At 38.7% G+C, this 13,865-nt stretch carries 13 protein-coding genes; 12 read left to right on the forward strand and 1 reads right to left on the reverse strand.

The window, feature by feature from the left end:
• Window positions 1-354: 354 nt before the first annotated feature.
• From MNQ98_RS12550 to MNQ98_RS12565, 4 genes are read left to right on the forward strand one after another with little or no spacing between them, the layout of a single operon-like run.
• On the forward strand, window positions 355-1,665 hold the full coding sequence (locus MNQ98_RS12550; RefSeq protein WP_241933463.1) for a Wadjet anti-phage system protein JetA family protein: 1,311 nt from the start codon (window positions 355-357) through the stop codon (window positions 1,663-1,665).
• Window positions 1,655-2,296, forward strand: a complete 642-nt coding sequence (locus tag MNQ98_RS12555; protein ID WP_241933464.1) for a DUF4194 domain-containing protein — start codon at window positions 1,655-1,657, stop codon at window positions 2,294-2,296. Before MNQ98_RS12550 ends, MNQ98_RS12555 begins: the two co-directional genes overlap by 11 nt.
• Window positions 2,297-2,298: 2 nt before the next feature.
• Window positions 2,299-5,700 (forward strand): ATP-binding protein, encoded by a 3,402-nt coding sequence (locus MNQ98_RS12560; protein ID WP_241933465.1) that lies wholly within the window; start codon window positions 2,299-2,301, stop codon window positions 5,698-5,700.
• A complete protein-coding gene (locus MNQ98_RS12565; RefSeq protein WP_241933466.1) occupies window positions 5,693-6,946 on the forward strand; it encodes a Wadjet anti-phage system protein JetD domain-containing protein in 1,254 nt (417 codons plus the stop codon). The genes MNQ98_RS12560 and MNQ98_RS12565 overlap by 8 nt, the downstream gene beginning before the upstream one ends.
• Window positions 6,947-7,026: 80 nt before the next feature.
• Here the strand turns inward: MNQ98_RS12565 and MNQ98_RS12570 are convergent, their stop codons facing one another.
• Entirely contained in the window at window positions 7,027-7,269 is a 243-nt protein-coding gene (locus MNQ98_RS12570) for a helix-turn-helix domain-containing protein (RefSeq protein WP_241933467.1), read from the reverse strand.
• A 333-nt stretch (window positions 7,270-7,602) separates the two neighbouring features.
• Between MNQ98_RS12570 and MNQ98_RS12575 the strand changes: the two genes are divergently transcribed.
• The 8 genes from MNQ98_RS12575 to MNQ98_RS12610 all read left to right on the forward strand — a co-directional run bounded on the left by MNQ98_RS12575 (window position 7,603) and on the right by MNQ98_RS12610 (window position 13,827).
• A complete protein-coding gene (locus MNQ98_RS12575; protein ID WP_241933468.1) occupies window positions 7,603-8,250 on the forward strand; it encodes a hypothetical protein in 648 nt (215 codons plus the stop codon).
• A gap of 44 nt (window positions 8,251-8,294) precedes the next feature.
• Window positions 8,295-9,590 carry a copper amine oxidase N-terminal domain-containing protein gene (locus MNQ98_RS12580; RefSeq protein WP_241933469.1) on the forward strand — a complete coding sequence of 432 codons (1,296 nt, stop codon included), beginning with the start codon at window positions 8,295-8,297 and terminating at the stop codon, window positions 9,588-9,590.
• Window positions 9,591-9,691: 101 nt separating this feature from the next.
• Entirely contained in the window at window positions 9,692-10,048 is a 357-nt protein-coding gene (locus tag MNQ98_RS12585) for a hypothetical protein (protein WP_241933470.1), read from the forward strand.
• Window positions 10,049-10,312: 264 nt separating this feature from the next.
• Window positions 10,313-11,410 (forward strand): ParB N-terminal domain-containing protein, encoded by a 1,098-nt coding sequence (locus MNQ98_RS12590; RefSeq protein ID WP_241933471.1) that lies wholly within the window; start codon window positions 10,313-10,315, stop codon window positions 11,408-11,410.
• A gap of 39 nt (window positions 11,411-11,449) precedes the next feature.
• Window positions 11,450-12,139 carry a DNA cytosine methyltransferase gene (locus tag MNQ98_RS12595; RefSeq protein ID WP_241933472.1) on the forward strand — a complete coding sequence of 230 codons (690 nt, stop codon included), beginning with the start codon at window positions 11,450-11,452 and terminating at the stop codon, window positions 12,137-12,139.
• Between the two features lie 50 nt (window positions 12,140-12,189).
• Window positions 12,190-12,549: a hypothetical protein gene (locus tag MNQ98_RS12600; protein WP_241933473.1), complete on the forward strand. Its 360-nt coding sequence runs from the start codon at window positions 12,190-12,192 to the stop codon at window positions 12,547-12,549.
• Window positions 12,550-12,766: 217 nt separating this feature from the next.
• Window positions 12,767-13,075 (forward strand): hypothetical protein, encoded by a 309-nt coding sequence (locus tag MNQ98_RS12605; RefSeq protein WP_241933474.1) that lies wholly within the window; start codon window positions 12,767-12,769, stop codon window positions 13,073-13,075.
• Window positions 13,076-13,281: 206 nt separating this feature from the next.
• The gene (locus MNQ98_RS12610; protein WP_241933475.1) at window positions 13,282-13,827 is read left to right on the forward strand and encodes a helix-turn-helix domain-containing protein; all 546 of its coding nucleotides are present in this window, start codon (window positions 13,282-13,284) and stop codon (window positions 13,825-13,827) included.
• Window positions 13,828-13,865: the final 38 nt, after the last annotated feature.

Here is a 13,865-nt window from a genome sequence, read left to right on the forward strand (position 1 = left end):
GGATACAGGAAAACAAACCTGTCTTTTTATCTATTGGGTATAGCTAACATAATTGATTTTCACGTACCTGTCAGTGATGAGATGTTCGCGTGAATCAATTATTTTAGGAACTTCTGCCATTGGAATTGGCGGGAGTTTTTTGTTTGTATAAGAGCAATATTCGTCATATTCTTCCAATTCATAGTATAATAAGACTATATTAAAAGACCTATTGCAACCAAATGAATTATTATACCAAATGGATTGGCAGGTGGACACGTGAACATTTTTGACACAATTCCTGAAAAATTTTTCTCTGTGCTGTCATCGGGGAACAAAGAAATATATGTTGATGCGCTCATGCTGCTACATCAGATGTTCAAGTATGAACTTAATATACGGGTAGACGATTATATCTCGTCTTTGATAGCCCAAATTGAGGATAAGTCCTTTATGCTCGAAGAAGATGACGAAGTAACCGAAGTCAGCTTGACATCTAATGTTAAGGCGCGTTTGATATTGAACCGCCTGGTTAAAACGGGATGGGTAGATAAGGAGTTTCTGGATGGATCATTTATTGAAATTATTACTCCACGTGATTATGCCATTAAAGTAATGAAGCTCTTGAGTGAACTAAGTGATCAGACCCTGCACGAGTATAACTCCCTCGTATTCGCGACTTATTCTGGTCTCAAGCAAGCTAAAAATGAACATCAAGGGCAAATGTATGAGGCAGTCTTGTCCGCAAAGACAAACACGGAGCAACTTACTTACGAGCTAAAAAGGCTTTATCATGGAATTCGCAGTTATTTGCGGAGAATACAGGAGCAGAGCGAAGTGAATGTGCTGCTGAAAAACCATTTTGAAGAATACAAAAGGATGTCCGACAGTATTTATCATCCGATCAAAACAATGGATTCTATTCATCGTTACATGGCACCAATTCAGGAGATACTGTCAGATATTCTTGCGGATGAAGAACTCATGGATGGAATGCGATCAAGAGCCATGACGATCCGAAAATATGAGAATGATGATGAGGCGGGGCAGGAGATCATATCTTCAATTGATTATGTTTTGGATGTATACCAGTCAATTGGAGGAATTGTGAATGAAATTGATAGAAAGCACAGCGCATACACAAAAAGCTCTATTGAAAAAATCCAATACCTGATGACTGCAGACCAAAGTATCAAGGGAAAACTGGTTGAGCTGTTGAAAGAATACTCAAAATCCTCAGATACCAAGCGCACTGTAATCGTTGAAATGCTTGAAAAGAATATTAAAGTCAATCGACAAGAATTTGTTGATGGAAAATCTCTCTATCACAAAAATGTACGTAGTAGGCGTGTCAATTCTGAACCGCTGGAAATCACAGATGATAATACGTTTTCTAATGCGGCTATGACTGGAATGCTGCAACAAATTAAAAATGGATACCCCGTGGCAAGAATTCGAACATATGTAAACAGTCTTTTTAAAGAAAATGAATCTTCTATTAATAGTGAGACAATATCGATTAATAACGATGAGGACTTTATACTTCTGATACTGGCTATGGTTCGCGCTAATGAACGAGGCATGAATTACAAGGTGCAAATGAACAATGGTCGACTTGATAGAAATGGTTACATAATTCCTAATATGACGTTCAGCAAAAGAGAGGTGGGGCACCATGTGGAATGAGAAGTACATAGGACTTACTACTTATGAGAAAGGCGAGTTCAAACGTTTGGCGAATTACCTATTATCTCATACATATATGGTGCGATATGAATATCAGTCTTCACAGCAGATGACCTTGCCAAACTACGACTATCAGATAGCTTCACGTCTATTTGGAATTTTGCAAGATTATTTTGCGGTCACTGGCTGGCGGCTTGAAAAAGATGATAATTATGGAATCATGTCCTTAATAAATATATTTGACCATAATCGCCTGAGGATTGATCGATTCACTACATTGTTTTTATATACATGCCGTCTCATATACGAAGAAGAGCGAGAACAAGTAAATAGCTTCCATACGGTTAAAACAGATACTCAAGCTGTTGTTGAAAAAATGCGAATGCTTGGACTTCTTGATAAGGGGAAAACAACACAAAAAGAACGTATTGAGGCTCAAAGAACGCTTGCGCATCATAATATTATTCAAAAAATGGAATCTTCTGCATGGAACAATGAAGGTAATCAAATTCTCATTCTCCCATCCATCTTATCTATTATTTCCAATCAAGGCATCAACGATATGATAACAGAATTAGAAGAGCTTGGAGTTGATGACGACACTAGCACAACTGGAGAACAGGAGGAATAGAAATGAAACGGATGACTAAACTCTTGCTGATTCATTGGCACTACTTTGTCCATGAAGTTATTGAGTTAGATAAAGTGAATTTTCTGACCGGAAAAAATGCCTCAGGGAAGTCGACGGTTATGGATGCTCTGCAGTTGTTACTGCTTGCCGATACAAGTGGTAGCTTCTTCAACAAGGCTGCCAGTGGACGTGGTAATCGAACCTTAAGTGGATATTTACGCGGTGAATTAGGTGACGATGAGGATTCAGGTTTTAAATATCTACGTAATGGACGTTTTACAAGCTATATCGCTTTAGAGTTCTTTGATGAGGAAAAGAAAAAATATTTTACCGCAGGGTGTTGCTTTGATACTTATTCGGAAAACGATATGCAAAAACTATTTTTTCGATTTGACGGAGCCATGCCGTCAAATGAGTTCGTTATTAATAGGAAGCCGATGGATATTACAACTTTGAGGGCACATATCAAGGAACACTATTCGATAGGACGTAGTTATACTACCGATGTAAATCGGGATTTTAGGCAGGATTTATATGGGAAACTTGGAGGCTTGCGTGATCGCTTTGGCCAGTTATTGAGGAAAGCTGTTTCGTTTAATCCCGATGTTGACATACAAAAATTCATCTCAGAATTCGTCTGTGATACGCAACAAACAGTTGATGTCAGCCGTATGCAGGAAAATATTAGAAGCTATAAAAGCCTGGAGCAAGAGGCTGATGTGCTTAAGGATCGAATCACGTTGCTTGAACACATTGTTACGGATCATCAAACCTTTGAAACCCACAGGCAAAATGAAATTCTATATTCCTATCTGATTGACCGCGCGCAAGTAGATATCAAATTGACTACTAGTGCAGGCGAGAAAGAAAAAGTAACCGCTTATTCCGCACAGCTAACTGTATTGAACGATACGTTAGCTAAGGAAACTGAGCGGCAGAGCAAACTGCAGGGTGAACGTAATATCATGCAAGCCAACCTGCTCAGTAACAAGGAAGCGCAAATTTTAGAGCATCTTCAGTCTCAAATCTCAGAGAAAGAGCAACTAATATCTACGCTTCATGGGGATTTCGGTAGGATTTCTGCATTACTTTCAAGAAGCATTGCTTCATGGAGGATGAACATTAACGGGTTCATTCAGAAAATTCAAGGGACAGATACTAGCTCTCTCGATCCGATATTGACGACTCGTGTTCATGACCTTGTTGATGAAGGACAACAGTTTTATGCCAAGCTTGAAATACTCGGAAATAGTGATGCAGCAGCCATTTTAACAGTTGGGGAGAAAGGGCTCATTCACTATGCAGCCAGAGCGGATGCTATACGTATGCAGTGCAACGGCCTCGTTTCACGATTCTCTGAAGAACAACAGAAGGTTGCAGATAATCGTAAAGGATTACTGACGGAGCAGCAGTCCCTTGAAAATGGTGTCTACCGCTTTCCACAGGATGTACTTGATCTCAAGGAAGCTGTTATAGGGCGTTTACATACCCAAACTGGTTCATCAGTTAAGGTAGTAGTAGTGTCGGAAGCAGCTGAACTTAGGAATAAACGCTGGCGTAATGTTATTGAAGGATATCTTAATACACAAAAATTCTATCTGATTGTTCCCCCGGAGCACTTTGACACTGCACTTCGTGTTTATAATGATATTAAGAGACAACGAAACATCTATAACACTGGTATTGTGGATATTGAAAAGCTACAGAGAATAAATCCCATAGCAGAACCTGGAAGCCTTGCTGAAGAACTTGAAACAGATGATCCCAATGTGCGCTTATTTTTAGATTTTACACTTGGTCGTGTGAAAAAATGTGACCGCGTCAGTGATTTACGCCGGCATCGAACAGCGATTACAGACGATGGAATGTTATACCAGAATTTTGTTGTAAGAGCGATGAATCCAGATAGATGGGCTAAACCTGCTATTGGCCAAGGTGCGATTCAGCAACGCTTGGAAGATGTAAAAAGAGAGATTAAAGAGTTAACTGATAAAATAGCTGTTTGTGCATCTGTAAAGATTGCCTTTCAATCGGGAAATGCTCTAATGATTTTAAGCGAATCGGACGCCAAACAAACTGTTACGGCAGCGGTAAACGTTGGACAGATTCCAGCGATAGAACAAGAAGTCATTTTGCTGAATAAAAGTATGGAGTCTATTGATAAAAGTGCTGTTGAAGCAATGCAGGAGCGCATCGAGTCATTGGATCAACAACTGGGGGCACTTTATAAACAGATTGACGTATATAAGCACGAATTCAGCACCATCAAAGAACGCTTGCGTGTATGCATAGAGGAAACTATTCCAAGACTTTCTAAAGAGTTGGAAACGATGGAATTAAAACTTTCTAGAAAATACGAAGCAGAATGGCTCCAGAGCACAGGAAATACAAGATATCAACGTGAGCTCTTAAGTAGAGGTAATGCAGTTGATATTGAACGGGCATTTCCGAGAGAACTTAGCCGTTCCGTAAACGCTAAAAACGCTTTGTGGGACGAGTTGCGAACTTTGCGCCGCCAATATAATGATAAGTATATAATGGGGTATGATATTGACGCCGTGAGTAATGACGCTTACGATAATGCGTGGATTGAGCTCAGCGATATTAAACTTCCGGAATATTTGACTCGTATCGCCGATGCCCGAAGTAAAGCTTTTGAGCAGTTTCAGGAGGATTTTTTAAGCCGTCTACAATATAACATTAAGGATGCAAGGCGGCAGATTGATGGACTAAACAGTGCATTAAGCGGAAGTTCCTTTGGCGAGGATACATATCGTTTTCTGATTATTCCAAAACAGGAATATAAACGATATTATGATATGATTGTAGATCCAATGCTGCTGGAAGGCGGGTATAATCTTTTGTCTGATCAGTTTAATGCAAAATACAAGGATGAGATTGCAGAACTGTTTGCAATTATTACGAATGAAGGAACCGGATCGAAAGCACAGGAACGCGATGATTATGAAAAACGAGTACAAGCTTTTACGGATTATCGCACTTACCTTTCCTTCGATTTAGAGGTCATTAACCGCGAGGGAGAATCACAAAGACTCTCTAAAACACTTGGGAAAAAATCTGGTGGCGAAACTCAGACGCCATTTTATATTGCAGTATTAGCATCGTTTGCACAATTGTATCGCATTGGCCGGGACAAGACAGCTAATACATCTCGTATCATCCTGTTTGATGAAGCATTTTCTAAGATGGATGGCGAGCGAATTGTGCGTAGTGTTGAACTGTTACGTGAGTTTAACTTTCAAGTGGTACTTTCAGCACCACCCGATAAAATTGGGGATATTGCCACTCTTGTAGATAGGAATTTATGCGTATTACGTGTAGGAAAGCAGGCATGCGTGCGTAGTTTCGACCCTAGGAAGTTGGAGGAGCTTGAATATGAGTGAAGGATTTAAGCGCCAATTAGTTTCAGCTTTACTTGATAAATATGAGCGTAGCAGTTTTTTTTACGCGGAAAAACGTCCGACACGTCGAATTATGCTGAAATTATATGATGGAGGGCAAACAGAGTTCCCACAGTATGATATAGAGCAATATGAAAAGCGCAGTGTGATAAATTTTGCAGTACAGGCCTTGTATGAGGCGCAGCTCTTATCATATCGGTGGATGAAGGGTGAAGAAAATCACATCATAGCAGAGGTATGGCTGAATTTTGAGAATATCTCCTCTGCGTACTCCTTGATTGGGCGGCAACCAAAGGGCGATGAGGTGGATGAGGTTTGTTTAGAACTGTTGAATTCAATAGATAAAGTTCGTAGCGGATGGGCAAAACAGTTTCTGAGCGATGCATATGACATCATTTCTAGAAAACGCTCTATTGGAAATAGATTACCAGTAGATAGAAGCGAGCGTAGTGATCTCCTTCGTGCAATATGTTGTATTGATCAAATGGGTGAGTTAGAAATGCTTGAGCGTGTATTTTCGCTTCAATGTTTCGGAGATTCAAAGAGATTCGAGAAGGCGATAAGAGCACGGCTGCTTGGCATATTGTCCAAATATCTAGATTATGAAGATGATAATACTGATGAGGAAATTCTTAGGCAAGTAGGTATTACGAAGTATCCAGAACAATTGGAGTTTTGTGGGCAAGTAACCATGTCATTTGATAGCGGAACCATTGACTTTTCACATTTGATTTTTGGGGGCGTTGTGAACTCGAAAGATTTCCAACGAGGTCAGTTAAGATTATCTCCAACAATAGAACGTGTGATCTCAATAGAAAATAGGGCTAACTATATTGAGTATATCTATAAGCAAAAAAATGACCATGAATTAGTTGTGTTCCACGGAGGGCAATTTAGCCCTGCTAAGCGAAAATTTTTAATGGCTGTTGCTGCATCCATACCTACGACTAGCCATTGGTATCATTGGGGAGATATCGACTTTGGTGGATTTTCTATGCTGGCAAGACTAAGACGGGAAATTAAGAACGATGTTATTCCGTACCGCATGGATAAATCGGAATTGATAAGATATTCTTTGTTAACAGCATCAGTACAGCCGAAATATATTGAAAAGCTATGTAGCTTGAAGCGGCATAGCGAGCTTGTCGATTGTTTACCCTGCATTGACCATATGATAGAAAATCGTGTCAAACTGGAACAGGAAGCTATGTTGACCGATCTTATTTAATAATCAAACTTAATAAAATGGTAATCAAATAACAAAAGCGATCAAGCCAAACTGAGCATGATCGCTTTTGTTATTTGATGTCAGTTATTGCTTTTTATTTCGCCGATTTCATCTTCAACCAATCCTACTAACTCAGCAGCTTTCATACCCAGTGCCGCAGCAATAGCAAGTAATGAATTTAATGTAGGTTGGTGGATACCTCTTTCCAGCATAGATATGTATGTTCTATCGAGATTACTACGGAATGCCAATTCTTCTTGGCTAACCTTCTGCTTCTTGCGAATACTTTTTAATATCTGTCCAAAAATAGCTTCTGAGTTCAAAGGGATACCTCTTTTTGAACTCATTATCCTTGTGTTCACAACTACATTTCCACGGAGTATACTCTACAAAATGATGTAAATCTCTATTTTTTTGTGATATGATCTGACTGGAAGTAGTAACATATACCAATCTAAGAGGAGCATGAATGAAATGAAAAAGTGTCCTAATTGTGGAGATCAAAAGCAACATCTGGATTTTTTGTACAAATGTACGAATTGTTTCAAGGTATATTGTTCTCGTTGTGGCAACAATAGCTGCCCACAATGTGGTAGCGGTGGAGTTACCTTAGAAATTGTTACAGACTAATTCAATTAGAGTGGAGAAGAACTGATATGGAACAGACAAAGAAGAAAATGCGAGGTAAATGGTTCATAATGTCATTGGTTGGCCTTATCTTGCTTGTTGGTGTCGTAGGCTATTTTTTAAATGGCAAATACAATTGGATAAGTAGTGCTTCTACAACACCTAATTATGACTACACACCAGATCAATTTACAGCAATGGACTTATCTATCTTTGATACGAAAAAGAAAAAGCAAATCGGCTATGGAATGGAAAAGCCTGAGGTAGAGAAAATTATTGGAAAACCTATAGACAAAGGTATGGAGTTTCCAGCATCGCATCCACTCGAATCACTGGTATATCCAGATGGATTACAGATTGTCTACAGGCTTGACCGAGTCGTGGAAATTATTGTAACTGCTGATGGATTGAATAGATATGTAACTATGAGGAACATTGGACTCAACAATGGCCCCAATGATCATCTGGTGGTATATGGACTTAAACCGACTGTATCAAGTGAAGATTGGGATACATACATGATTGAAAAAATAAATAACAGCTTCAAAAAATTAAATGAAAATGCATATGCAGAAAATCAGGATTTAACGGTTTATCAAATTTCATTTCAAAGGGAAAATGGGAAACTTGTATCTATATCGATTTCAGATATGCTATTTGCAAAGAAACACTATTAAATAAGTATCCTACGATGTGATGTTTAAATGAAGGAGACAACAAAATGTGGAAAAGAATAAATAAAATGATAATGCTAGTATTGGTCCTAATATTAGCGGTAACCGCTATACCGCTAGGAGCATTTGCAGCCAACAATGACATCAAAGTCACAATCAACGGCAAACAGCTATACATCGATGTAAACCCGCAATCTATTGATGGTAGGATATTTGTTCCTATGAGAGGAATCTTTGAAGCGCTTGGTGCAGAGATTAAATGGGATAGGGTGACACAGACCGTCACTGGAATAAAAGGGGAAACTACGGTTAAGTTAACCATTAATCAAAAGCAAGCTTACATAAACGGCAAAGCGGTTACTTTGGATGCATCAGCTACAATCGTCAAAGGCAGTACTTTGGTTCCAGTTCGTTTTGTTGCAGAAAGTCTTGGAGCTGATGTGAAATGGGATGCTTCGACTAGCACGGTGATTATTTTGCAAGGGGAAGTTACAGCAAGCGATTACTATTACTTCCTATATAATAGCAAAAGTGTTTCTGCTAGTGATTTGATGGCGATTAAAAGCTATATTGGTAAATTTCGAAGCTCAACCAACATATTGATGGATGTGACAGAGGCAAAGGATGCAGTTGAAATCTACAAGAGGCTACAATCTGATTCTACTAAGCAATCAGGTAAGCTATTGGGTATTCAAATCTTTGGAGCTTCTGAAGATGTCCCAGCATTCAATTATTTAAGTAAAACAGCCACCATTTTTCCAGATCGGAGTATGAGCAGATTTGATTTAGTACTTAACGGTGAATCTTTCCTTACAGACTATTTCTATTCAAATTTCAACAATGATTCTGCGCAGCTAAAAAAAGAAATAAGCCCTTATGCGGTATTTGATGAAAAGACAGTTAAAATTGATTTTGAACCTCAATGGAAAGTAGTTAGACTTCCCCTTTCTAAGGGTGAGATTGAAGGTTACTTCAAACGATTTGATGAATACACTACAAAACGTAACGCTCAAAAATCTATTCCAGTAGTAAACTTCTCAAGTCCAACCTATGGGAATATCCCTGGAACTCCTGAGGACGGAGAAGATTTCCGGGATCCAAACGATGAGCGTAGACTTCTTTACCAAAAAGATGATTATAGTTATGTCCTTCAACGTCTGGATAAAGAATTTAACATCCTAGAGAATTATCGTTTGTATGGTAACCAACAAGGCGACATTAAAGTCAAAACAAATGTATCTGGAGACTACACAAAGGATAACGTTTATAAAGAAAATGAACTGGAATTGTTGACTTTTTCTTTAACGGAGCAGGTAGTTTCACTAAAACAAAATTCAAAGTAGTTGAAAGAGGGGATGAAGCTCCCTTAATTGGTTCAGACTCATCTGAAAAGATTATGACATCAGAAACAGTGAACAAAGTTCTATCAAAGAACTACTACACAATGATTATGATGCAAGCAGAAGACGCTAAAAATCTCAGCAACAAGAGTTTGGTCCATGAAATGATGGCAAATGGTAAAGCTATTAGCTTATTTGCAGGAAGCAATAAGGTTTTACCAGGTGGATTAAATAATATTGCTTCCTTGGAAGACATGAAACCAACTCTGTATTACTTCACATACAATTTTTACAAAAACCAAAGTGAAGGTTTAAATAGAACGGATAGTTATTTCAACGCTTCAAAAGTATTTGTAACTGAACTATTGAATCATCAAGATTTGAAGTGGGACCCCAATTTTGAGTTTGGGATTACAAATCTTGCTTCACTTCATAATCTTGGGGTTATCGAGTACCCTTAATTATCTTATGTTGAAAACCCTCATATTCATTGCTGTTTAAAGAAGCCGACTCAGTAAAAGAGTCGGCTTCTTTGCTTTTGGGCAGAGCCTGTGGAAGTTTTTCCACAGGTTCTGCCATTCATAAAAATTTTCAAAAGAAAAATTTTTCGTTAAAGAATTTCGAAGAAGTATATACCATATGGGTGTTGTTTGGAGGATAGATATACCAATTTCCATAATTTCACAAATTTATCACCGCACTAATAATACTCATGGAGGCACGACATGTACACAATCGATCAAATCATTACAGAACTACCTGAGTTGGAGATTCACCCGGCTGCAAAAAAACTTCCTATGATGGAAGCAGAGAAACTTGAAGTGCTTAAGGCAGATATTTTGCTTAATGGAATGCATAATCCTATCTGGACTATAAATAACCAGATACTGGATGGTCGGGCTCGATATGCAGCTCTTCGTATGATGGCACAAAGCAATCAGTTACATTTCGAACCGGAGATGATCAAGGTATGGACGAATGCTATCTCAGATTTCGATAGAGTTGTTCAAAGCTTGAACATACATCGAAATCATTACACCAAGCACCAGCTTGCTGCCTACGCCGTTATTCATCTGCTTCCAACGCTTAAAAAGGAAGCCACGGACAGAATGCACAAAAAGATAGCACTGGAAAATATTCCAGAGGCTCAAAAAGGCAATGCCAATTATCTCGCAGCCCGGCAAGTGGGAACGAATGAAAAGTATGTTCAACATGCTTGCCAGATCAATGATTATAATCCAGCCTATTTGGAATATGTCCTACAATCAAAAATGAAGCTACAGGAAGGACTCAAATTGATTGCAATGAATCTGGAACAGCAGAAATTTTACGTTGAATTTTTAAGCGAAGGTAAGAGTTTCAAAAGAGCAGACGAGGAATTTCATAAACTGCATTCAGACGCTTGCGGCTTAAAGGTCAATGAAGACGCTTCTTTAACTGATGGTAAAAATGGTAAAGGCTCGTTTGATAATGGAAAGTTCAAACCAAAGAACTCAAAAAAAACATCACAACATTCATCACGTGTTGTTCGTCTTGAACATCTTAGTTTTTCAAGAGACGAGCTTTCTTCAAGTCAGCCCAATGTAGGAATCATTTTTCCACGGCCTGTGAATGAAGAGTTGCTAAACAAGATTGTTGAAATATTAGATCACAATCAATATGCAGATACACCTTATACCATATGGGTAACCAATAAAACTAAGGAGGTCCAAGAAACGATGGAGACATTATACGATCCTTCAAATGTAATTACTTATGAAGTGAAGCCATTTTCAGCCCCAAAACCAATCGATGAGTTAATTATGGAAGGAACATATGAATGAATATGCTATCCCTTTTCTCTGGTATCGGCGGCATTGATCTTGCCGCCGAGAATGCTGGAATCAAAAGCTTTTTGCGAGCAAGAGCCATTTTGTCAGAAAGTACTTAGTATGCACTGGCCTAATGTACCGATTATTTCTGATGTCCATCATATAAATAAGGAGATTTTACAACGTGCCAATATACCAACCAAACTCAATATCATATCTGGAGGATTTCCCTGTCAACCATTTTCAACCGAAAATCCTCACAGACGCGGACTTAGTGATGAACGTTCACTGTTCCCTGCCATGCTACGAATTGTTAGCGAATTCCAGCCCACTTGGGTTGTTGGAGAAAATGTTATGGGATTCAAAGATTTGGGACTCGATGCATTGCTCGCTGAAATGGAAAACATCGGTTACTCCGCAAGGGCGTTCATTATCCCAGCTTGTGGCGTCTCGGCCCCGCACAGAAGATATCGAATATTTATCCTTGGAACCAACGCCTCTGGCTTCGAATGGAACCATGATGTATGTCGGGAAATTTGGTGGCCTACATCGTATCCCGGAACTTGGAACGGGAGATTGCTGGTTAAACCCGGATTACCAAGAGTGGTTAATGGGGTTCCCACCAGACTGGACAGTTTTACCAAGTCCCGTCTTAAAGCGCTTGGAAACGCCGTTGTTCCTCAGCAAATCGAACCCATCTTCCATTTGATAAAAGCTATTGATGCTATTTTGAAGAACTAATCATCGATGCAGGACATTGTTCTGCACGAAATAGAGGAGATCAAAACAAAATGAAAAATATTGAAAATCAAAACAACCATTCAAGTCAAGGAGATTTCAAAGTGGATGAGACGCAAATTAACGCTTTATTGTTTTATGCCGAACTGTTAAAAATGCCTTATAGTTTTACCATTCTTCAAAACTCGCCAAGTATTCGTGAGGTTCAAATTCATATGTCTTCACTATCCCATGATATGGAACTATCGGCTTCTTTCCTTTGTGAAGAAAGTCGGGGCCAGGAGTTTGAATTAGACTTTAAGAGAGTAGAAGTGATGTTTGATTTTGCTGGTGTCCAGCATATTCGCTTTTATTCTATGCCCAATTCAGTTAAATCCATCTTAAGGTTTATAGAGTTGGCAGGTAAGGAATAAGGGGAGCTACTTGCGATCTGGCTGTAAATATCAATCTGTTTTTAAAAATATAATCAAAGGATGCCTCAAGTAGGGGCATCCCATAACTAAAGTGAGGTTGAAATAATGAAACTGCTAACTCCATTTAAAAATGCATCACTGTTAACAGCGCCAAATTAATGATGTTCTGGATCTTGTAAATCAATATATATCCAATGTTCCTCAGTTAGAAGAATATTTGGGTGAAACAGTTACTCTGGGTATAGGAATGATAACAGTCTGTAAAGAGATGATTAACTCCAGACTTTGTTATGTGGAAGGGGAATTGTTTTATCGCAATGTTCGGTCCAGAAAAACCAATCCATGGGTTAGGGATTCCAAGCATTTCTCCGGTCTGCTCGTTTGGTTTAGAAATGCTTGTTTTCTGGATAAGATGACGACTCCTGATATTAAAGTAATTGTTGAACTTTGTCTTGAGACTGGCTTGATTCCTGAAAAAACTAAGCAAGAGTTTGAGGATATGATAAATCCGTGGAAAGAAAGATGATCCCAAATCATTCCCAGATGAATTCAATCAATAAATGAAATAGTTATCTATAATATTAACCCTGAAGGTAACGGTACTGAAATGGCTTAAAAATCATTTTGAAAAACACGGAAATGCCCCGGCAACCCGAAAGATGTCTCTCACATCGCGGGAGTTTTTCAAGCTGTTTTCTTAAATGCCAACGAAAGAAGAGATGAAGTTATTAAATGCAGCACATTAAAGTACCTTATGCTTTGTTGGACTTGGATGTATCCATTCAATGTAAGATGGTTTATATGGCTCTTATGAAAGTACGTAGCGGCAGAAGGAAGCAGATCAAAGTTAAAATGGATACTATCGCCAAAAATGCCGGGCTACAAAACCGACAGACAAGTACACATATTGCTACGTTATGCCGCCATAATGTCATTTCCAAAAAACAAATTAATTATGAAGGTCATTATGGGTGCAATATCTATCGAATTGTGTGTGATGAAAGTAAGTTTGCACAACTTCCATACCCCATTGCATGGCATGAGCAATTAACCGCCTATGATAAGATCGCTTACTGTGTGATAAAGAGATACACCGATTTAAACAAGGGTAACTACACCAGCTATTTGAGTAAAAAGCAATTATCGGTGATGTTAAAATGTTCACCTAATCAGGTGGATAAAATTAAAGCACGCTTGCGGAAGGCTGGATTCATCAGCTATACCCATAACAGCAAGGAAATAGTCTTAATATTTGAACGGGATTTAAACGCTGAATAATGGCAGAGCCGAATAAAGCTGGGGAATCCTAAAGAATT

It is taken from the genome of Paenibacillus sp. N3/727 (assembly GCF_022637315.1).
In the GTDB taxonomy this organism is placed as follows: domain Bacteria; phylum Bacillota; class Bacilli; order Paenibacillales; family Paenibacillaceae; genus Paenibacillus_AQ; species Paenibacillus_AQ uliginis.

What these genes read in the sequence shown, in the direction of transcription:
- MNQ98_RS12550 (WP_241933463.1), top strand. Translation starts at nt 355, where the DNA reads ATGTTCAAGTATGAACTTAATATACGGGTAGACGATTATATCTCGTCT.
- MNQ98_RS12555 (WP_241933464.1), top strand. Translation starts at nt 1,655, where the DNA reads ATGTGGAATGAGAAGTACATAGGACTTACTACTTATGAGAAAGGCGAG.
- MNQ98_RS12560 (WP_241933465.1), top strand. Translation starts at nt 2,299, where the DNA reads ATGAAACGGATGACTAAACTCTTGCTGATTCATTGGCACTACTTTGTC.
- MNQ98_RS12565 (WP_241933466.1), top strand. Translation starts at nt 5,693, where the DNA reads ATGAGTGAAGGATTTAAGCGCCAATTAGTTTCAGCTTTACTTGATAAA.
- MNQ98_RS12575 (WP_241933468.1), top strand. Translation starts at nt 7,603, where the DNA reads ATGGAACAGACAAAGAAGAAAATGCGAGGTAAATGGTTCATAATGTCA.
- MNQ98_RS12580 (WP_241933469.1), top strand. Translation starts at nt 8,295, where the DNA reads ATGTGGAAAAGAATAAATAAAATGATAATGCTAGTATTGGTCCTAATA.
- MNQ98_RS12585 (WP_241933470.1), top strand. Translation starts at nt 9,692, where the DNA reads ATGATTATGATGCAAGCAGAAGACGCTAAAAATCTCAGCAACAAGAGT.
- MNQ98_RS12590 (WP_241933471.1), top strand. Translation starts at nt 10,313, where the DNA reads ATGTACACAATCGATCAAATCATTACAGAACTACCTGAGTTGGAGATT.
- MNQ98_RS12600 (WP_241933473.1), top strand. Translation starts at nt 12,190, where the DNA reads ATGAAAAATATTGAAAATCAAAACAACCATTCAAGTCAAGGAGATTTC.
- MNQ98_RS12610 (WP_241933475.1), top strand. Translation starts at nt 13,282, where the DNA reads ATGCAGCACATTAAAGTACCTTATGCTTTGTTGGACTTGGATGTATCC.